Source organism: Staphylococcus sp. FSL W8-1268 (genome assembly GCF_038003965.1).
GTDB classification, from domain to species: Bacteria; Bacillota; Bacilli; order Staphylococcales; family Staphylococcaceae; genus Staphylococcus; species Staphylococcus hominis.
Genome location: NZ_JBBOQE010000001.1, coordinates 1,305,330 through 1,327,507, shown reverse-complemented (window position 1 = coordinate 1,327,507; position 22,178 = coordinate 1,305,330). Strand labels below are relative to the sequence as shown.

Below are 22,178 nucleotides of genomic sequence, written 5' to 3'. Positions count from 1 at the left end.
AAATAACGAACTTTATCGACAGTTTTTTTATAAAATATTATTATTTTCGAATTATTGTTATTATTTACACAAATTACTTATTATTACTATCTCTTTTCTTTAACAGTAATATTACTTTAATAATTTTCAGTTTATTTCAAAAAATCACAAAAATCGGTTTACAGTTAAAAGGTGCTTATGTATAATTAAAAACATAGTAATTGAATAAGAAATTGATGAGGCGCATCAATCATTAGTATATATTAGAATACTGTCTGCCACGGCTAATATAGAAAGGGTGCGATGCCGAAACGAATTGCAACCGCAGTAAGCGTTCGTTGGACTTTGTGGTTAAGAGCTGAGAGTTTGTCATTATTATTTAATAATGGAGTGCATCACTTGTATATAAATTACGAGCAAGTTCGCACATTCCGAACTTGCTCTTTTTTATGACGTGTGCCCCTAAATTCTAGGAGGTAAAATCTTGAAACGACGTGTTTTGAAGTTCGGTGGTTCATCTGTCGCCGATTTTACAAAGATAAAAAATATTGCAGAAATGCTTAAACGCCGTGTAGATGACGGTGAACAACTTATTGTTGTCGTAAGTGCTATGGGCAAAACAACAGATCAATTAATGGAAAATGTTTCCCATCTTACAACAACACCAAAAGATGAAGAACTTGCTCTATTATTAACAACTGGTGAACAACAAACAGTTTCTTATTTGTCGATGGTATTAAATGATATTGGCGTAAGTGCTAGAGCTATGACTGGATATCAAGCAGGTATCAAAACAGTAGGTCATCATTTAAAAAGTCGAATTGCAGAAATTAATCCTGAAACATTTAACAAGGAATTTAAAGACAAGGATATTTTAGTTGTAGCAGGTTTCCAAGGAGTGAACGACGAATTAGAGTTAACTACGCTTGGTCGTGGTGGTTCAGATACGACTGCTGTTGCATTAGCAGCTAGTAATCAAATCCCTTGTGAAATTTACACTGATGTTGATGGCGTTTATGCTACTGATCCAAGAATTTTGAGTGAGGCAAAACGTTTAGATTATGTGTCTTATGAAGAAATGATGGAAATGAGCGCTTTAGGTGCTGGTGTGTTAGAAACAAGAAGTGTAGAACTTGCTAAAAATTATGATATCCCCTTGTATTTAGGTAGAACGTTATCAAATGTGAAAGGAACATGGATTATGCCAAGAACAGAAATATTAGAAAAAAAAGCCGTAACTGGAGTTGCATTAGATACACATATGATGCATGTAACAATTAGTTATCCTCTTCCAGATAATCGACTTCTAACTCAATTATTTACTGCTTTAGATGAAGGTTCAGTTAATGTGGATATGATTTCTCAAATCGTAAATGTTGAAGGTTTACAACTATCTTTTTCTATTAAAGATAGTGATGTACAACAAATTTCAAGTATCTTAGAGGAACTTTCTACAACATTTGATGCATTAGATTATAAAATTAATGAAGCGTACGTCAAAATTTCATTAATTGGTTCAGGAATGCGTGATATGTCTGGTGTAGCTTCAAAAGCATTTATTACGTTAATTAATTCTAATATTCCATTTTATCAAACAACAACTTCTGAAATTAGTATTTCTTATGTTATTGATGCAGAAAATGGAAATAAAGCGGTTGAAGTTTTATACGATGCTTTTGATATTTAAACTTAAGTTAAAATAAGTAATTTAAAATTCAATTAATATTTAAATGGAGTGATTCTTTTATGACAAGATTAGCAGTAGTTGGAGCAACAGGATTAGTCGGAACAAAAATGTTAGAAACAATTGATCGTAAACATATTCAATTTGATGAGTTAGTATTATTCTCATCAGCAAGATCAGCAGGAAAAGAAATTGAGTTTCAAGGGAAAACATATACAGTTCAAGAACTTACAGAAGAAGCAGCAAGTGAAAAATTTGATTACGTGCTAATGAGTGCAGGTGGCGAAACAAGTAAACAATTTGCCCCTATTTTCGAAAAAGCTGGAGCAATTGTTATTGATAATTCAAGTCAATGGCGTATGGCAAACGATGTGGACTTAATTGTACCAGAAGTTAACCAACCAGAATTTAAACGTGGTATCATTGCCAATCCTAACTGCTCAACAATTCAGTCGGTCGTGCCACTCAAAGTTTTATACGATGCTTTTGGATTAAAACGTGTAGCTTATACAACATATCAAGCAGTTTCAGGTTCAGGGATTAAAGGTAAGAGAGACTTAGCTGAAGGTGCGAATGGTAAAGCTCCAGAAGCTTATCCACATCCTATTTATAATAATGTTTTACCACATATTGATGTTTTCTTAGAAGATGGATATACAAAAGAAGAGCAAAAAATGATTGATGAAACACGAAAAATTTTAGGACAACCTGACTTACGTGTGACTGCAACATGTGCACGTGTACCTGTTCAAGATAGTCATAGCGTAGAAATTGATGTCACTCTTGATAAAGAAGCAACAGTTCAAGAAATTAAAGATTTATTTGAAAACGATAATCGTGTTGTTTTAGTAGATAATCCTGAAAATAATGAATATCCTTTAGCTATTAATTCAACAGGTAAAGATGAAGTGTTTGTAGGTAGAATTCGTCGTGATGACTCACTTGATAATACTTTCCATGTTTGGTGTACTTCAGATAACCTACTTAAAGGTGCAGCTTTAAATGCAGTTCAAGTGTTAGAACAAGTCATTAAATTAAAAGGAGCTAGATAATATGGCACATATTTTTGAAGGTGTAGGTGTAGCGCTTGCTACTCCATTTACTAATAATGAAGTTGACTATAAAGCATTAGAACAACATGTTCAATTTTTACTTGATAATAATGTTAAAGCAATTATTGTAAACGGTACTACAGCAGAGAGCCCTACTTTAACAGAAGAAGAGAAAGAAACAGTACTTCAAGCAGTGATTAAACAAGTTAATCATCAAGTGGCTATTATCGCTGGAACTGGTACAAATAATACAGCTAAATCTATTCAAGCTTCATTACGTGCTAAAGAATTAGGTGTAGATGGTATTATGTTAATCACACCTTACTATAATAAAACGAATCAACGTGGCTTAATTAAACATTTTGAAACTATCGCGAATGAAGTTAAGTTACCTGTTGTTTTATATAATGTACCTTCAAGAACGAATATGACAATTGATCCTGAAACAGTCGAAACATTAAGTCATAATGATTATATTGTAGCTATTAAAGATGCTACAAATGACTTTAACTATTACGAAGAAGTGAAAAAACGTATTCATCAAGATGAATTTGCTCTTTACAGTGGTAATGATGATAATGTCGTAGAATTCTATAATCGCGGAGGTAATGGCGTAATTTCTGTCATTGCTAACGTTATTCCGAAAGAATTTCAAGCACTCTATGATGCTAAACAAAATGGGAAAAAAATTGAGAAAGACTTTGAACCAATTGGTCAATTGTTAGATGCACTTTCAGTTGATGTCAACCCTATTCCAATTAAAGCTCTAACAAGTCATTTAGGATTTGGAAATTATGAATTAAGATTACCTTTATTACCACTAGAGAAAGAAAAAGCAAATGTATTAGTGAATGCTTATAAAGCGTTTAAAGCGGAGGAATAAAAATGAAAATTTTACTCATTGGATATGGCACAATGAATCAACGCGTTGCCAGATTAGCAGAAGAAAAAGGTCATGAGATTATTGGTACAATTGAGCCAGAAGACCATCAACATTCACCATATAAAACTTATCATCATATTGCAGACGCACAAAATGAAGCTGATGTAGCGATCGACTTCTCTAATCCTAATCTATTATTACCTTTATTAGATGAAGGTTTTGAATTACCTTTAGTGATTGCTACTACTGGTGAAAAAGAAAAACTAATTCAAAAATTAGAACAATTAAGCGAACGTATGCCTGTTTTCTTCAGTGCAAATATGAGTTATGGCGTCCATGCATTAACTAAAATTCTAGAAGCAGCTGTTCCCCTTTTACACGATTATGATATTGAGTTAACTGAAGCTCATCATAATAAAAAAGTAGATGCGCCAAGTGGCACGCTAGTCAAACTTTATGATGTTATTAAAGAATTACGTGAAAATGTAACGCCTGTTTACGATCGACATGAGCGAACTGAAAAACGTGAAAAAGATGAAGTCGGTATTCATTCAGTTCGTGGCGGTACAATTGTAGGCGAACATGATGTTTTATTTGCTGGCACAGATGAAACAATTACCATTTCTCATAAAGCGCAATCTAAGGACATTTTTGCAAATGGCGCAATTACAGCTGCTGAAAAATTAAACACAAAATCAAATGGTTTCTATACATTTGACAACTTATAAAATAACTTAAGGAGATTCTAAACTATGGTACAACACTTATCTGCACAAGAAATTATTCAATATATTAGTGATGCTAAAAAATCAACACCATTAAAAGTATACGTAAATGGACAATTCAATGACGTCACTTTTCCTAATACATTTAAAGTATTCGGATCTGATGATTCAAAAGTAATATTTTGTGAAGCGGATGATTGGAAAACATTTTATGAAACCAATCAATCACATATTACTGACTTAGAAATTGAAATGGACCGTCGTAATTCTGCTATTCCTTTAAAAGACTTAACCAATACAAATGCACGTATTGAACCAGGTTCATTCATTCGTGAACAAGCTATTATCGAAGACGGTGCCGTTGTGATGATGGGAGCAACAATCAATATTGGCGCTGTTGTAGGTGAAGGCACTATGATTGATATGAATGCAACATTAGGTGGTCGTGCGACAACGGGTAAAAATGTTCATGTAGGTGCCGGTGCAGTATTAGCGGGCGTTATTGAGCCACCTAGTGCTTCTCCAGTAGTAATCGAAGATAATGTATTAATTGGCGCAAACGCAGTTATTCTAGAAGGCGTAAGAGTTGGCGAAGGCGCTATTGTAGCTGCTGGTGCTATCGTGACTCAAGATGTTCCTGCCGGTGCGGTTGTAGCTGGTACACCTGCTAAAGTCATTAAACAAACATCTGAAGTTCAAGACTCTAAACGAGAAATTGTTGCAGCGTTAAGAAAATTAAATGATTAATGACAAACTTGAATAATTGAATGCTAAAGGCTGGGACAACATGTTCTCAGCCTTTACAATTAAATGAATACATAAGTTGAATAATAAATGAATAAAGGATTGATTAAGATGAGCGAATTAGAATTTGTCACACAACATAGAAGACATTTACATCAACATCCAGAATTAAGTCTTCACGAATTTGAGACAACTCAATATATTACTCGATTTCTAGATGAATTAAATGTACCTTACGAACAACCTCTTGAAACGGGTGCTATTGCATATTTAGAAGGTAATAGTGACCATACAATTGCATTTCGGGCAGACATTGACGCCCTACCCATTTTTGAAGAAAATAATGTCGATTATCGTAGTCAAACAGATAATGTGATGCATGCTTGTGGTCACGATGGTCATACAACAGCATTGATGTTATTTGTTAAACGATGTAAGGTGATGGCTGATCAACATCAATTACCTCATAATGTCGTGTTTATCTTCCAACCAGCTGAAGAAACAGGCGGAGGCGCAAATCGCTTAATTAAAGCAGGTGCTTTTAATCAATATCCTATTGAAGCAGTATTTGGCATTCATGTCAATCCTTTCGCTGAGGAAGGACAAGTCGTGATACGCGATGAAGAAATTACAGCAAGTGCCACTGAATATCGTTTTTTCCTAAAAGGATTATCTAGTCATGTAGCTGATAAAGAGCAAGGTCATTCATGTGGCGAAGCACTGATTCATGTTTTAAATCAAGTTGGTCAAATACAGCAATATCATTTAAATGGACTAAAACGTAATATTGTTCATATGGGCCACTTTAATGCAGGCGAAGCAATTAACACGGTGCCTAGTAACGGTTATTTAGAAGGAACTATTCGTACTTATGATGCCACTGATTTAAATATTGTGAAAAATCAAATGAATAAAATTGCAAAAAGTGTGAAATTATTATTCAATGTTGATTGTGAAGTCAAATTTGAAGAAGGATATCCTGCTACAATGAATAGTCCTAAACTACGTCATACCGTTGAAAAATCTATTCTATCTGCTAATTTAGAAGTTATTGAAAAGCCTCTGCCATTTTTATTCGGCGAAGACTTTAGTTTTTATGGCCAACAATTAGCACCGTCTTACTTTGCTTTTGTAGGAACTCGAAATGAAGATAAAGGCTTTATCACAGGCTTACATACATCGCATTTAAATTTTGACGAAAAAGTGCTTATTGATGTTGCCAATTACTATGAACAAATATTGAACCATTATGGAAAGGAGTAAATTAAATTGACAGCAGTTTGGTCAGTTGATTCAAAAATATTTTTAAGAAATGCAACTAAAGTAAAGAATAATCAATCAATAATGGCAGTTGTAAAAAATAATGCTTATCATTATGGATTAGAGTTTGCAGTAAGAACATTTTTAGAAGCGGGTATCCATACATTTAGTACTACTTCCTTAAAAGAAGCAGTGAGAGTTCGTAAACTTGCGCCTCATGCCACAATCTTTTTAATGAATGCAGTTTATGACTTTGATACAGTTCGAAATAATAATATTCAAATGACGCTTCCCTCTTTAGAATATTATTATCAGTACAAAAGTGAATTAAAAGATATTAATGTTCACTTAGAATTTGAAAATTTACTCCATCGTTCAGGTTTCAAAAATCTTGATGAAATTAAAGAAGTACTTCATCATCATGAAAATGATAATGGAAGTAAAATGAATATCGTTGGCCTATGGACGCATTTTGGGTATGCAGATGAATTTGATGTTCCAGAGTATGGGATTGAACGGGAAGCATGGTTAAACGTCGTTAATACATTATTAAATGAAGGATACCAATTTGAACTTATCCATGCGCAAAACAGTGCGAGTTATTATCGCGAAGGACAACAACTTCTTCCCTATCATACACATGCACGTGTAGGTATCGCTTTATATGGTTCAAGACCATATAGCAAATTAGATGAACATGAGATTGAACAAGCCTTAACCGTAAAAGGAAATGTAATTCAAGTTCGTGAAGTAAATAAAGGTGATTATTGTGGTTATAGTTTTGCATTTGAAGCAATGCATGATCATACACATCTTGCAGTTGTTGATATTGGCTATGGTGATGGTATTTTAAAAAAACGTGCAACACACGAAGCATTAATTAATGGTAAACGTTACCCTATTCGAGCATTAATGATGAGTCACATGTTTGTTGAAGTCGATGATGATGTTCATGCACAAGATGAAGTGATACTATATAATAATGATATACGCATTGATGAATACACATTCAAAGGTGTTGGCGCTAATTCAGAACAACTTAGTGCGATGAATCATGATTCTCTTATAAAGGAGTTTAGATAAAATGTCAGTTAAATATAATGATTACGGTGAATTAACAATGGCGGGTACAAGTTTGAAAACACTAGCTCAAAGTTTTGGTACGCCTACCATTGTTTATGATGAAGATGAAATTCGCAATCAAATGCGTCGATTTCATAATGCTTTTCAAAAAAGTGGATTAAAATACAATATTTCATATGCTTCTAAAGCCTTTACTTGCATTCAAATGGTAAAGTTAGTTCAAGAAGAAAACTTACAATTAGATGTCGTATCTGAAGGTGAGCTTTATACAGCATTAGAGGCTAAATTTGATCCTAGTCGCATCCACTTCCATGGCAATAATAAAACGAAACGTGAAATACAATATGCTTTAGAAAGTGGCGTTGGCTACTTTGTTATTGATTCTTTAGAAGAAATTGAATTAATCGATCGCTATGCAAGTGATACAGTTAATGTTGTCATTCGTGTGAATCCTGGAGTAGAGGCCCATACCCATGAATTTATTCAAACTGGTCAAGAAGATAGTAAATTTGGTCTTTCAATTCGCCATGGTCTTGCAATTCAAGCAGTTGAAAAAGTCAAAGCATCAAAGCATCTTCATTTAAAAGGAATACATTTCCATGTAGGATCACAAATTGAGGGTACTGAAGCTATGATTGAAACAGCTAAAATTGTTTTAAATTGGCTTAATGAGCATCATATCCAAGTTGAATTACTTAACTTAGGTGGTGGTTTTGGTATTAAATATGTCGAAGGTGATGTGAGCTTCCCTATTGAAGAAGGTATTGCTGAAATTACAGATGCGATTAAATCTGAATCAGAAAAATTAAACTACGACGTTCCTGAAATTGGTATTGAACCAGGACGTTCAATTGTTGGCGAAGCGGGCATTACTTTATATGAAGTTGGAATAATTAAAGACATTCCTGAAGTAAATAAATATGTTTCTATTGATGGTGGTATGAGTGATCATATTAGAACTGCTTTATATGGAGCAAAATATCAAGCATTACTTGTAAATCGTCATGAGGAGGCAGACGAAACGGTAACTATTGCCGGAAAGTTATGTGAATCTGGAGACATTATTATCCGAGATGCTATGTTACCTTCTTCTGTAAAACGTGGAGATTATTTAGCCATTTTATCTACTGGCGCATACCATTACTCTATGGCATCTAATTATAATCAAATGCAAAAACCACCTGTTTTCTTCTTAAAAGATGGAAAAGCACGTGAAGTTATTAAACGTCAATCATTACGTCAATTAATAATTAATGATACAAAATAAAATAACGAAAAAGTTTATACTTACCCGTTAATGTTGCACCATGATGATATTTGAATTCATTGAATTCAGATATCAAGAATTGTTTTAATTGAAGATAAAGTATGTTGGCGAAATACTTGAAGGAACAGGATGAAGCTGTTCTTTAAGAAAATGATCCAATAACAGAAAGTATCATAAATAAAGAAGCCAGTAAATGAGTTTTTTAAAACTCATTTACTGGCTATTTTTCTGGGATTATGTCCCAGCCTCAATTATATATAAAAAACACCCTACATCTTGGTAAGGTGTTACTAAAGTCAATTTTTGCAATCTATAAATTATAGTTTAACAACGTTTGCAGCTTGAGGACCGCGATCGCCTTCAACTACTTCAAACTCAACTGATTGACCTTCTTCTAATGATTTATAACCTTCTTGGTTAATTGCTGAGAAGTGTACGAATACGTCGTTTTCTCCTTCAACTTCGATGAAGCCAAAACCTTTTTCAGCGTTAAACCATTTAACTGTACCTTGTTTCATAATTGTGAAACCTCCAAGACTAAAATTCATTCAATATGCATTATTCGCATATTACAAAAAATACGTGTTATAAATATGTATAAATAACAAAATGCTATCAATCAATATTACAGATATTCTTTGCAATATGGAATAAAACTATTGCTTGGTAACTATTATATGTTAGTTTGAACTAAATTGCAATACAATTATAGAAAATTCTCTTTTAATTAATTTTTGGTAGATTATAATAAACTTCTTTATTATTTAAAACAATAAAACTATAAAATATTTGTAAATCTTCATCACAATCTTCACAAAAATTTAAATCACAATTATTATAAAATGCATAAATATTATATTTCCCAATAACATAATTATTATAATATTTTTTACTTTTTTTAATAATTGATTGATAATCTTTTAACATTTCTTCATAGTTACTATAATGATGTTGTTCTACGATTTTTTCTGTCCAGTCGCTAAATAACCACCATCCCTCGTAGTCAGCACGAATCTTTGCAACTGTCCACATGACTAAGTCCCCTCTCAAATTAAAACTCTAATAAATATTGTAACTTTTTTTTAGACGAATTCAAGCTTAAAGACTTCGTTCTTTTAATTGAGATAGAGATGATATGTATATTAATTATTAGTTTTTTGTAGGAAAAATACGTATAATATAATGTAGAGGTGATAATGATGCAACGTAAACATATACAAGTATTTGGAACTGTCCAAGGTGTAGGGTTCCGTCATCATACTGAATTAATTGCAAAAAAACTTGGTATATTTGGGACTGTTCAAAATGTTGAGGATTATGTAGATATATATGCTCAAGGTGACGAGGAACAAATAAAATCATTTATTGATAAAGTGATTGCTGGTGCTTCTCCTGCATCTTCAGTTTCTGATTATAGTATTGAAGATTTAGACGTAACAAATAGATACTCAGAATTTAAAACGATTTATTAAATAAAGGAAGATGAATATTGAGATATAACCTTTCTCGACTTCTGGGTGTTTTAGTAGGAATTCCAATAGCTATTATCTCATGGGTGACAAGTGTATTTGGATTTGATCTATCCTTTATACTTGATGCCCTAATAGGTATTGGAATGTTTTTTGTATCTTATTTTCCTACTCAAAGATTGACATCCAAAAAATATTTAAATGAAATTGGATTATCACGTAGAGACTATCGTTTTGTTAATCAGCAACTCAATCAATCACATAATAAAATTCGTAATATTTTAAAATCATATATTAATATCAGAACGATTAAAGATTTTCGTCAAATTAATGATATTTATAAAATTTCTAAGTCTATTCATTATGCTGTTAAACAGAGACCTTCATCATTCTTCAAGGTAGAGAGTTTCTTTTATTCGCATATAGATAATGCACTAAATTTAATTGATGCATATACCCGTTTATCTAAAATGCCAAAAAAATCTGATAAAGAAAAGCAAAAATTAGAGCAAACACGTATTACTTTAGATGAAGTGAAACGTACACTTATTGCAGATTTAAAAAGACTTAATGAAGATGATTATGAGCGTTTAGATATTGAAATGGAACTTAATCGGTTACAACAAAAACGATATAAAAAATAATAATTTAAAGTTAAGATAAGAATGGAGAGAATTTTTAAATGAATCAAAAAGACCAATTTATTAACTCACATCCATTAGATGATTATATAGAACATCAACCGCATGATGTTTCAACTCAAAATGTTAAGCAAGACTTTGAACAACAATTTAACGAACAAGATTTAAAAAAAATTGATTCAATTAGTCAACAAATCAAACCATTAGATAGTGAAGGCCTATTATCTTTTGGGACACATCTACAGCAGAACATGTCTCAATTTTCACATCAAATGTTAGATGAAGTTCAATCGAAAGATGTGGGTCCTATTGGTGATACTTTAAATCAATTAATGTCAAAGTTAAGAGAAGTTAATCCTGATGACTTGAATCAAGACAATCAATCTAAACTTAAACGTTTATTTAGACGAACAAAAGCTTCAATAAATGAAGTATTCTCTAGAATGCAATCTGTAAGTTCACAAGTTGATAGAATCACCATTCAATTGGATAAGCATAAAGGAAATTTAACTAAAGACATTCAGTTACTCGACCATCTTTATGAACAAAATAAAGTATATTTTGATGATGTTTCTCTATATATTGCTGCTGCACAGCGTAAAAAACAAGACATAAATGCTAATGAATTGCCTAAATTGCGTCAACATGCAGAACAATCTGGTAATCAAATGGATATTCAAAGTGTCGCTGATATGGAGCAATTTGTTGATCGATTAGATAAAAAAATTTATGACTTACAATTATCACGTCAAATAGCAATTCAAACAGCACCGCAAATTCGCATGATTCAAAATGTGAATCAAGCATTAGCCGAAAAAATTCAAAGTTCTATTCTCACAAGTATTCCTTTATGGAAAAATCAGATGGCTATTGCTCTCACTTTAATGAGACAAAAAAATGCAGTAACAGCTCAGCGTGCAGTTACTGATACCACAAATGACTTGCTTACTCGAAATGCAGCCATGTTAAAACAAAATGCAATTGAAACGGCTACTGAAAATGAACGTGGTATCGTAGATATTGAAACGCTTAAAGCGACTCAAAATGACATCATTGAAACGATTGAACAAACACTGCAAATTCAATATAATGGACGTCAAAAACGTCAACAAGCTGAAAGAGAATTATCACAACTCGAGAATGAGTTAAAAGAACATTTACTTACTATGAAAAAAGAATAGATAAAATTAAAACACCGATTGCTCTCATTTAAAGAAGTAACCGGTGTTTAGTATATCTATTCCTTTTGATAAACAATATACGATTGATTTATAAACTTAGATACGATATACCCTATTATGATTGAAATGATAGCTATAGGTAACCATTCTAAAGAATATTGCTTAAGAGGTAAATGATTTATAACATTTAATTTTATTAAACCTAACGTATTTATTGTACTTACAATTGAAACAAGACTAACAATGATAATAGGTATTTGTTGCGCAATAGGTTTAGTTGGAATAAAACGCGCAAGTAAGATTAAAATAATCATAGTAATAGCTACAGGATAAATAATACTTAATACAGGAACAGACATGTTTATAACAGAATTTAATCCTAAATTAGCCAATATAAAACTGATAATTGTAAAACCTATAACATATACCTTATAACTAATTTTTGGAAATATACTATTAAAGTATTGACTCACAGATACAATAAGTCCACAAGCTGTAGTTAAACAAGCTAAAGCAACAATGATACCTAGTAAGTATTTGCCTAGAACACCAAAGCCATTTGTAGCCATTGTAGTAAGTAAATAAGTTCCTATATTTTGATTTTTAGCCATTAGAGTTGTAATCGTATTTTGACTTATTCCCATATGATTACCAATATACCCTAAAGAAACATATATAAAAATTAATGCTAAGGCGGCAATAAACCCAGCTATAACTGTTTGTTTAAATATTTGATTGGTGTGTTTAACTCCTGTTGCTTTAATGGCATTAACCACAATCATTGAAAATGCAATTGCTGCAATTGCATCCATTGTTAAATACCCTTCAATAAAGCCATGGGAAAAACTTTCTATATTTGAAGAATATGTTTCTGGATTTCCATGAGATGAACCGGGTCCCTTATAGTCTACAAATCCTTTAATGATCATAGCCAAAATTGTAATTAATAATAAAGGAGTTAATAAAGATCCAATTCGATCTACTATTTTACCGGGATTAATACATAAATATAAAACAATAATAAAATAAATAAGTGTAAAAATGAATAAAGACATATTACTATTTGAATGAGTAATGGGTGTAATAGTCATTTCAAAAGACGTAGATGCAGTACGTGGTATAGCAAATAGAGGTCCAATGGTTAAATAAATAATAATTAGAAAGACAACTGAAAATCTCGGTGACAGTTTATTAAAGGCACCAATATATCCTTGTTTATCAAGTGCCCCAACGACTACTCCAAGTAATGGTAAGCCTATTCCAGTTAAACAAAAAGCTAAAATTGCTGGCCAGAAATAGGCACCACTTTCTTGTCCTAAATTAGGAGGAAAAATTAGATTACCTGCGCCAAAAAACATAGCAAATAGCGTAAAGCCGATAATCCAAGTATGTTTATTCATAGACTTGCTCCTTTTTATGTATATGTTTGCAATATTTAACATTCTAGCACAAAAAGAATTTACAAGTCTATGTATGTCACAAAAATTTGAATATTATAAATCAATATACAGTTTAATTATTGATTATGATTAAAAAGATTTTAATAACAATTTTTTTAGCAATGGTGATAAGTGACTCGGTAAATTTTCAACACCTTCTACAAATAATGCAAATTGTCCATAAATATTATGAATGGTTTCTTCAATATCTTCAGTAATAGGATCTTGGCTTAAAAAGACATTAAATACTTCGATTCCAAATTTACGTGCCATTTCCACAGCTTCATACGTATCTAAAATGCCGTCTTGAGCATAGTTATATGCTGAAGGTTCCCCATCTGAAAAGATAATTAAGAAACGTTGTTGATGACTTCTTCTTAATAAACGTTCACTTGCAATTCGTATAGCTACGCCATCTCTATTATCATCTTGAGGATGTAATGACATAATGCGTGGTCCACTTTTTTCTATGATGGAGCGATCGTAATGAACGATTTCATCAATGATATTAGGTTGTTTTCGATCATCAGAGTCAAAAGCATCTTCATTAAAAGCAAGTATCTCATGTTTAACGTTGAGTGCTTTTAATGTTTCATGAAATAATACGACGCCTTTAATCGTTTCTTCCATTTTATCGAACATACTAGCAGATACATCAATCAGTAATGTAAAAGTCGCATCGAATGTTTTACTAAGGTCTTGTTTTTTATAAAATAATTTATATTGATCATCAATAAACCAATTGGTTAAATCACGTTGAAGACGACCTTTAGTCAAATTATGACGTTCGTCCACGTGTTCTCTATCGATGGTTTTCTTTATAATCTGAATTAAATCTTTAGTTTCAAATTGTACTTCATTTTTAACTTGTTGGTAGCTTGAAATATACTCTGGCCCTATATCAGGCACTTTCCATTCTATTTCGACATTTTCATTAATACCACGTAAAGCAAATGATGGATTAGAACCTATAGAACCGCCTTCGTCACGATCAAGTGAATGATTAGAGCCACGTCCTTTTTTCGTCATCATATCTGTCATATCATCAGTTGAATCACCTTCACGTGCAGTGTCGTTATCACTCATGACGTCACTATTTTCACCTTCATGTAATTCCATTTCAAGATAAGCGCCACCTTCAGATTTACTATCTTGAGCGTTTGTTTCAGCTTCGGCTGATGTAGTGTCAGTTTCTTGATTTGTATTATCTTGCCCATCAACGTTACTTGCATCCATACGTTTAATATCCTCATAAGACATTTCATGAATAGCTTCATATACTTTTCTAGGAAGATGATAATATTCATTTAACATATCATGTGATAACATTTCATCGATTTGGAACATGATACGTTGTGCAAGATACATATTATCTTCAGATGATTCATTTTGGAAAAAATCAGGTAAATATTGAAACATATGATTTAATATGTCATCTAATTGTGGATGTATCGTGGGTATATCAAAGAAGTTTTGACTTAAAAATGCTCGCTCTAAATATAAGAAAAGTAAATCTGTATATACCGTTTTTGTTTTATAGAATTTAATTTGTGATTCCGTATAAGATAATCGAGTTTTCACTCTTAAATCAATTTGTTTAGCAGTGCTAGGCCGATCCACTTTAATAAAATTAAAAACGCGCATATCTTCTAGCAATCTAAAGAGTTGATGATAAAATTTGGGATGGCTAAATTCATTATCATGAAGGACTTCATTTACGATAGCTTCGTCCATCATTTTATAACCATATGCAGCGAGCATAACATCTGTTTTTAACCCTGCACTTTCAATATCTTTTGGACGATGAGACCAAAACCAACTTGTAATTAAAGTATTATTAATAGGATCATAATAAGGGAACTTTTGAATTTTTACTTTAGTTTGTTCGTTTTTCAGTAGTAAGCGCGCTAAATCTTGTAACATCATGACTTGCTTAGCATCTAGCTGCTCATCATTAAATTTTATAAAACGATCACTCATAATAATCCCTCTCTAAAAGTTTAGTTCGATTGCATTTCTGATGGCTTGCTGTTCGCGTTCATCTTCAAGTTTATCGATAATTGTACGCTTAATTGCTCTCTCTATTGGCATAACTGTAATTAAGTCACTTAAGTCAATTAACGCACGAATACTAGCTGCTTCTTCTGAAATTTGTCCTTGTTTTGACATTGTACGTAAGTCTTCATTAAATTTAATGATTTTTTTAATTATATCATCATCTTGAAGTTGGCTTTGTTGTTTAATGACATCTTTAAGAATGTCTCCTCCAATGTAATCAACTTGTATGACAATAAAGCGGTTTTTTAATGCTTCATTCATTGGTAATGTCCCAACATAGCCTTCATTTATCGCAGCAATTACATTGAAACCAGGGGCTGCTTTAATTACTTCTCCAGTAAAAGGATTGGTTAACTGACGTCTATAGTCTAATACACCATTTAAAATAGGTAATGTTTCAGGTTTAGCCATATTGATTTCATCAATATATAAGATATGACCTTCTCGCATGGCTTTTATAACTGGGCCGTCAATAAAAATAATTTCTTGTTGACCTTGTTCATTTGTTTTTATTGTTTTAAAACCTAATAAGCTCTCTGCGTCTAAATCAACAGAACAGTTAACTTGATGCATCGGCGTTTGGACCACTTCACTTAAAGTTTCAGCTAATCGTGTTTTACCAGAGCCTGTAGGGCCTTTTAATAAAATATTTTTATTTAAATTAAACAATGCTTTTGCATCATTGAATACAGATTGATCTGAATTGATATAATGATTATTTGGCATTTTAATATTCTCCTTTATAAGATGAAAAAATAGACCAAGAGCGTGTATAAATGTATAGATATTGGCACATCACTCTGAGTCTTAATTTAATCGTTATCTTTTTAGAAATTGAATGTATTTAAACTTCTTTAAAATAATCTTTGTAATAACCACCTACTAGATCAGAGTTATCAATGATTTGATAATATTCTTCAGTTTCATTGATGACATCATATTGTTTTCCAATAGTAAGCATATCTGATACTGTGAATTTTTTTGCATCAGTGTTAACTACCATCACTTGTTTAATTGGTGTGCGTGATTTCCAATCTTCATGTAACATTCCCATTTTAAATCCTCCAATAAAATGATTTATATTAATTTTTTTCTAAAGTATATATGAAAGAGATGCCGCTACCTTCAGTAATGCGTAACGATTGAGCATCACCTTGATTTAATATTTGATAAGGAATACCTATTTCATCCAGTTCTTTTTGTGCATGTTCAAAGTCTTCAGTTGAATTTGTACTGAATTCAATTTGTTCCACAATTCCTTCTTCTTTTAATTCAACTTGTTCATTAGATTGATATAAATGAATTTCTCCACCAAGTCCACCATCTCCGATTTTAAATACCTGGACAGTTTGATCAGGAAATTCAGTAGATTCGTATTCAGCATAATGCGTTAAATTAAATACATTTTTAAAGATAGAAGTTGTAACCAATAATTCGTTTACTTTAATAATTACTGGTCCCAATCCTTGAATTTGATGAAGAGGATTAACAGCACTTTCAAATGTGGGTGTCCCTAATCCAACGCCAACATTTAATTCATTAGAATAGATATCAAAAATTTGATGATTATCATCTTTAAAATTAAAGTGCTGATTACCGTTTAATTCAGTGATTGAACTAAATTGAATATTATTTTTTTCTAATATTTGTTGGTATTCTTCTAAACCAGCATTCGATGGTGTTCTTAATCCCACGCTTGATATATGTACATTTCTATAATTAGGATTAGGAACTTCTACAAAGTGAAGTCTTGTACCAGGATTTAATTCAGCATCGCCAAAACGTAATGCCTGTCTTTTTGTTGCAACATTAAGACCTAAAATATTATGAAATAAATTCTGTGTTTTTGAGAGATCACTTGTTCCAATCGTAACACTTCTTAGTCCACTCATTCATCGACACTCCCATTTATATATCTTTTCTTAAACATTATAACGTATTTTATATATGAATAATATGTTGAACTCTTAAATAAGAGTATTGTTTTTTATTATAAAATATACGTAAATAAAAATATTATAAATGATTAAAGTGTGTATAATAAATAAAATATATATAAGATAATATATACATTATACCCCTCCCCTACTTTGTTTTATATAGGTAGGGGGGTATGTCATAGGTTATTTAACTGTTTGAAAATAAAATTAAAAAATTATATAAAGTTCGTTTTTAAATTATTGTAGCTTTAATGACTATTATTTTTTTATGAATTCGTTTGGAATATCCTTAAAAATATTTGCTGTTTTTTGTCCAAATATAATACTTAATTTATCATTTTTATACATATTAGCATCTGCTTTGGAAAAGTCATAAATGGATAATGAGGGATGCGCTTCTCTGTTATTTTTTATATTCTCAATTTTTTTAATACTAATAATATAACTAAAACATAAAAAGAGTAGAATAAATTCATTATGAACTTATTCTACTCTTTATCAATTTTTGATTAAGGTTTCAATATATTTAGCTCTTTAATAAACGAAATTAAGATTCTAATAATAAGTCTTCTGGACTCTCGATAAGCTCTTTAATTGTTTTTAAGAATCCAACTGCTTCTTTGCCATCGATAATTCTATGGTCATAGCTTAATGCAATATACATCATTGGTCTGTTCTCGATTGTATCTTTATCAATAGCAATTGGACGAGTAATAATTGAATGCATACCTAAGATAGCAGCTTGATTACCATTAATAATTGGTGTACTCATCATAGAACCAAATACACCACCATTAGTGATGGTAAATGAACCATTTACCATATCATCTAATCCAAGTTTTTTATCACGTGCTTTTACTGCTAAATCTGCAATTGATTTTTCTAGTTCAGCAAAGTTTTTCTTATCACAATCTCTAACGAATGGTACTAATAATCCATCATCTGTTGAAACAGCAATACCAATATCATAGTATTGTTTAGTAATCATATCGTCTCCATCAATTTCAGCATTAACTTCTGGATATTTTTTGAGTGCTGCTACTGCTGCCTTAGTAAAGAATGACATAAATCCTAATTTAGTGCCGTCATGATCTTTAATAAATTGTTCTTTTTTACGTTTTCTTAATTCCATTACATTTGTCATATCAACTTCATTAAATGTTGTGAGCATTGCGGTATTATTAGATACTTCTAATAATTTTTTTGCAGCTGTTTTCTTTCTTCTAGACATTTTTTCACGGATCACTGGTTTATTAGGCGTATTAGCAGTTGATTTTTTAGATGTTTCTTGTTGTGAATTAGGTTGAGTATTTTGATTAGATTGACTTGGTTTTTGACTATTATCAACATCTTCTTTTCTTATCACATCGCTACCTTTTCCAGCTACTTCATTTAAATCAATACCATTTTTACGAGCATGACGACGTGCTGATGGTGTTGCATTCACTCTTTTATTATTGATTGATTCTGAGTCGTCATTTGAACTTGTATCGCTACCTTGTGCTTCAGTAGAAGTGCGTGGTGTTGAATAATTAGTTTCTGCAGAATCTGTTTTTGTGTTTTCATTTTCAGAATTTGAATCGTTATTTTGTGATTCGCTTGAACTACTTGTACTACCTTTACCTTCACTGACAATTGCAATAGCTTGGCCCACTTCTACAGTGTCGCCTTCAGATGCAAGTTGTTCTTGAAGTATACCATCTTCTTCAGATACAACTTCAACATTCACTTTGTCAGTTTCTAATTCAAGAATAGCTTCTCCTTTTTCAACATTATCCCCTATGTTTTTTAGCCACTCTGCAACTGTACCTTCTGTAATTGATTCTGCTAATTCTGGAACTTTTACCTCTGCCATTATATTTCCCCCTAGTTATTTTTGACACTATTTTCAATAATTTTATGTTGAACAAGTTTGTGAATTTCTCCATCACCTTCGGCAGGTGCTGCACGTTGTATTCTACCCTGATAACTTAAATTATATTGATGTCCAACAATAGATTTAAGATATGGGTAAACAAATAACCATGCGCCTTGGTTTTTAGGTTCTTCTTGAACCCAAGCAACAGATTCTAAATTTGGTAATTCTTCTAAAGCTTTTTTAATGTCCTCTTCTGGGAAAGGATATAATCTTTCCACAGCAATAAGTTGTATATTTTCATTAGGTTCTTTTGCTAATGTTTCTTTTAAATCAATAAACATTTTTCCAGAAGCTAAAATGACTTTTGTTACTTTAGCTTTTTGAGCATCTTCAACAATAATTGGTTTGAAACCGCCAGTTGTAAATTCACTAATTGGCTTAGCCACTGTTTTATTTCTTAGCAAACTCTTAGGTGACATCACAATTAATGGTCTCATCGCTTCAGTATTTAAACTTTTAGCTTGTGCACGTAATAAATGGAAGTAGTTACTAGAACTTGATAGATTGACCACTGTACTATTATTTTCAGCCGCCAGTTGTAAGAATCTTTCTAAACGTGCTGATGAATGTTCAGGACCTTGACCTTCAAAAGCGTGTGGTAAGAATAAAGTTAGACCACTACGCTCGCCCCATTTAGCTCTGGCAGATGACATAAAATTATCAAACATCATTTGTGCCATATTTGAAAAATCTCCATATTGGGCTTCCCAAATATTCATACTATTTTTATTTTCAACATTATATCCATATTCAAAGCCTACGACTGCAGCTTCTGATAATGGACTGTTATGCACTTCAAATGTTGCTTTTTGACTTGGTACATGGTGAAGCGGTGTATACGTATTGCCATTGTCTTCATCATGTAGTACAGCATGTCTGTGACTGAATGTACCACGTTCACTATCTTGACCTGTCAAACGAATTGATATGCCATCTTGAACAATTGTTGCAAAAGCTAATTGTTCTGCTTGAGCCCAATCAACTAGACCATTTTCATTTTCAAAAGGCTCTCTACGTTTTTCTAATACTTTATTTAATTTTCTAAATACATGGAAATCTTCAGGATAGTTTAACATTGCATCATTAATTTCTTTCAAATGTTCAAAGCTAAACTCTTTTTCATCACTTTGTAAAGGCAACTGAAGCGATTCTGGTTTATTCATTGCAGTACTATTCATTTTATCTGATTTATCAATTTTATCTTGAGCAGTACGCATTTCTTTTTGTACAGAATCAATCATTTCAGACATTTGTTCTTTCGTTAAAATACCTTCATCTACAAGTTTATTTCCATAAATCACTTCAACTGAATCATGCTTTCTAATATTGTGATATAATGTTGGATTTGTAATAGATGGTTCATCCATCTCATTATGTCCATATCGACGATAACCTACTAAATCAATGACAAAGTCTTTGTGGAATTCTTTTCTAAATTCCATAGCAATATCAATGGCTTCAATTGTCGCTTCTACATCATCTGCATTCACATGAAGAATAGGTACATCATAACCCTTAGCGATGTCTGATGAATACGTTGTAGAACGACCATCAATAGGTTCAGTTGTAAAACCAATTCGGTTATTTGTAATTATATGTAGTGCTCCGCCAGTTGAATAACCATCTAAATTACTTAAATTCATTGTTTCAAAATTGATACCTTGACCAGGATATGCAGCATCTCCATGAATAATAATTGGCATACCGTGATGAAAATCTGTAGTTGGTCCACCCGCATGATGTGTATCATCTTGAGCAGCACGTGTTTTTCCTATAACTACAGGTGCTACAATTTCTAGGTGACTAGGATTGTTTGCTAAAGAAATACGTTGTTCAATACCATATGAAGAAGTAGTTTTTACGCCACCTAAGTGATATTTAACGTCTCCTGTCCACCCAGCAGTAAGTTTTAAACTGCCATCTTCAGGTAAGAATTTCATTGGATCCGTGTGCATAAATTCTGAAATCATCATTTCATAAGGTTTTTCTAATACATGTGTTAAAACATTGAGACGTCCCCTATGTGCCATTCCAATTTGAATATTCTGAATGTCCTCTTGAGCAGCACGCTTCAATGTATGTTGCAACATTGGCACTAATGTATCTACACCTTCAATTGAGAAACGTTTTGCTCCGACAAAGTTCTTATGTAGATATTTTTCAAAACCTTCAACATGAGCAAGTGTTTTAAATAAGTTGATTTTTTCATCATTATTAATAGTAGCTTTATAAGGTGTTTCAATACGACGTTTTAGCCAAGTACGTTCTTTATTATTGTTAATATGATTGTACTCAAACGCAATAGAGCCTTTATAACGCTTTTCCATACGCTTTAACGCTTCATAAGCATTATCGTATATATCACTAAAGTGATCTGATACGATACCAGATGAAATATTTTCTAATGTCTCTTTATCTAAATTAAAATCTTCAATTTCTAATTTTGGGACATGCGTTCTTTTAGGCGCATTTACAGGATAAATATCAGCCTTTAGATGACCATATTGTCTAATATTATCAATTAATCGCATGACACGTTTGATTGTGCTATCATCTGCTGAAGTACCACTCCCATCTGTGGTAGACTTAGCTTTAATTTGTGCTTCGCCATTTTTTATTGTACTAAAAAGCACTTGTAAATCATCTGAGACAGAAGTTGGGTCTTGAAGATAATCATCATATAAATCGAGCATAAGACCCAAATTTGCCCCAAAATTTACTGGAGCTTCCGTAACATCCCTTTTATCCTTTGCCATTTTATACCCTCCACAAAATAGTTAAACCGCTTACAAAACTATCATAGCACTATTTTGACTATTGATAAAGACTATTGACTGAATATTATGTAAAAAGAA

The 22,178-nt window shown here is 32.0% G+C and carries 20 protein-coding genes and 1 riboswitch; of the genes, 11 read left to right on the top strand and 9 right to left on the bottom strand.

All coding sequences use genetic code 11. The annotated features are described in order from the left end of the window. The first annotated feature begins 207 nt into the window (after positions 1-207). Positions 208-383: riboswitch (Lysine riboswitch) on the top strand. A 77-nt stretch (positions 384-460) separates the two neighbouring features. From NST64_RS06810 to lysA, 8 genes are all read left to right on the top strand, one after another. Next, the gene (locus NST64_RS06810) at positions 461-1,666 is read left to right on the top strand and encodes an aspartate kinase (RefSeq protein WP_199184105.1); all 1,206 of its coding nucleotides are present in this window, start codon (positions 461-463) and stop codon (positions 1,664-1,666) included. 59 nt (positions 1,667-1,725) lie between these two features. Then, positions 1,726-2,715, top strand: coding sequence for an aspartate-semialdehyde dehydrogenase (locus NST64_RS06805; RefSeq protein ID WP_002488524.1), 990 nt, complete (start codon positions 1,726-1,728; stop codon positions 2,713-2,715). A 1-nt stretch (position 2,716) separates the two neighbouring features. Then, complete coding sequence (gene dapA / locus NST64_RS06800) at positions 2,717-3,598, top strand: 4-hydroxy-tetrahydrodipicolinate synthase (RefSeq protein WP_002488541.1); 882 nt, start codon at positions 2,717-2,719, stop codon at positions 3,596-3,598. A gap of 2 nt (positions 3,599-3,600) precedes the next feature. After that, complete coding sequence (dapB, locus tag NST64_RS06795; RefSeq protein ID WP_077700469.1) at positions 3,601-4,326, top strand: 4-hydroxy-tetrahydrodipicolinate reductase; 726 nt, start codon at positions 3,601-3,603, stop codon at positions 4,324-4,326. Between the two features lie 24 nt (positions 4,327-4,350). Next, positions 4,351-5,070: a 2,3,4,5-tetrahydropyridine-2,6-dicarboxylate N-acetyltransferase gene (dapD, locus tag NST64_RS06790; RefSeq protein WP_002449858.1), complete on the top strand. Its 720-nt coding sequence runs from the start codon at positions 4,351-4,353 to the stop codon at positions 5,068-5,070. Positions 5,071-5,178: 108 nt separating this feature from the next. Continuing rightward, entirely contained in the window at positions 5,179-6,330 is a 1,152-nt protein-coding gene (locus NST64_RS06785; protein ID WP_002449799.1) for an amidohydrolase, read from the top strand. Positions 6,331-6,336: 6 nt separating this feature from the next. After that, on the top strand, positions 6,337-7,410 hold the full coding sequence (locus tag NST64_RS06780; RefSeq protein WP_002455352.1) for an alanine racemase: 1,074 nt from the start codon (positions 6,337-6,339) through the stop codon (positions 7,408-7,410). 1 nt (position 7,411) lies between these two features. Beyond that, positions 7,412-8,677, top strand: a complete 1,266-nt coding sequence (lysA, locus tag NST64_RS06775; RefSeq protein ID WP_070443629.1) for a diaminopimelate decarboxylase — start codon at positions 7,412-7,414, stop codon at positions 8,675-8,677. A gap of 317 nt (positions 8,678-8,994) precedes the next feature. Here lysA and cspA read toward each other — a convergent pair whose 3' ends face one another. Beyond that, complete coding sequence (cspA, locus tag NST64_RS06770; protein WP_001831260.1) at positions 8,995-9,195, bottom strand: cold shock protein CspA; 201 nt, start codon at positions 9,193-9,195, stop codon at positions 8,995-8,997. A gap of 205 nt (positions 9,196-9,400) precedes the next feature. Next, positions 9,401-9,709: a regulatory protein MsaA gene (gene msaA, locus NST64_RS06765; protein ID WP_002449871.1), complete on the bottom strand. Its 309-nt coding sequence runs from the start codon at positions 9,707-9,709 to the stop codon at positions 9,401-9,403. 167 nt (positions 9,710-9,876) lie between these two features. Here msaA and NST64_RS06760 point away from each other — a divergent pair, with 167 nt between their 5' ends. From NST64_RS06760 to NST64_RS06750, 3 genes are read left to right on the top strand one after another with little or no spacing between them, the layout of a single operon-like run. Beyond that, entirely contained in the window at positions 9,877-10,149 is a 273-nt protein-coding gene (locus NST64_RS06760) for an acylphosphatase (protein ID WP_064207480.1), read from the top strand. A 17-nt stretch (positions 10,150-10,166) separates the two neighbouring features. Continuing rightward, entirely contained in the window at positions 10,167-10,790 is a 624-nt protein-coding gene (locus NST64_RS06755; RefSeq protein WP_002455349.1) for a 5-bromo-4-chloroindolyl phosphate hydrolysis family protein, read from the top strand. A gap of 38 nt (positions 10,791-10,828) precedes the next feature. Beyond that, the gene (locus NST64_RS06750; RefSeq protein WP_064207478.1) at positions 10,829-11,968 is read left to right on the top strand and encodes a toxic anion resistance protein; all 1,140 of its coding nucleotides are present in this window, start codon (positions 10,829-10,831) and stop codon (positions 11,966-11,968) included. 56 nt (positions 11,969-12,024) lie between these two features. Here NST64_RS06750 and brnQ3 read toward each other — a convergent pair whose 3' ends face one another. From brnQ3 to NST64_RS06715, 7 genes are all read right to left on the bottom strand, one after another. Further along, complete coding sequence (gene brnQ3 / locus NST64_RS06745; RefSeq protein ID WP_107632320.1) at positions 12,025-13,368, bottom strand: branched-chain amino acid-like transporter carrier protein BrnQ3; 1,344 nt, start codon at positions 13,366-13,368, stop codon at positions 12,025-12,027. 129 nt (positions 13,369-13,497) lie between these two features. Then, positions 13,498-15,387, bottom strand: a complete 1,890-nt coding sequence (locus NST64_RS06740) for a vWA domain-containing protein (protein WP_107632319.1) — start codon at positions 15,385-15,387, stop codon at positions 13,498-13,500. Positions 15,388-15,399: 12 nt separating this feature from the next. Continuing rightward, positions 15,400-16,191 (bottom strand): ATP-binding protein, encoded by a 792-nt coding sequence (locus tag NST64_RS06735; protein ID WP_002488526.1) that lies wholly within the window; start codon positions 16,189-16,191, stop codon positions 15,400-15,402. A 118-nt stretch (positions 16,192-16,309) separates the two neighbouring features. After that, positions 16,310-16,513 carry a DUF6501 family protein gene (locus NST64_RS06730; RefSeq protein ID WP_037554552.1) on the bottom strand — a complete coding sequence of 68 codons (204 nt, stop codon included), beginning with the start codon at positions 16,511-16,513 and terminating at the stop codon, positions 16,310-16,312. Positions 16,514-16,547: 34 nt separating this feature from the next. Then, on the bottom strand, positions 16,548-17,357 hold the full coding sequence (locus tag NST64_RS06725) for a lactoylglutathione lyase (RefSeq protein ID WP_049437764.1): 810 nt from the start codon (positions 17,355-17,357) through the stop codon (positions 16,548-16,550). A 595-nt stretch (positions 17,358-17,952) separates the two neighbouring features. Beyond that, on the bottom strand, positions 17,953-19,260 hold the full coding sequence (odhB, locus tag NST64_RS06720) for a 2-oxoglutarate dehydrogenase complex dihydrolipoyllysine-residue succinyltransferase (RefSeq protein ID WP_107632318.1): 1,308 nt from the start codon (positions 19,258-19,260) through the stop codon (positions 17,953-17,955). A gap of 11 nt (positions 19,261-19,271) precedes the next feature. Then, positions 19,272-22,079: a 2-oxoglutarate dehydrogenase E1 component gene (locus NST64_RS06715; protein WP_107632317.1), complete on the bottom strand. Its 2,808-nt coding sequence runs from the start codon at positions 22,077-22,079 to the stop codon at positions 19,272-19,274. Between the last annotated feature and the right edge of the window lie 99 nt (positions 22,080-22,178).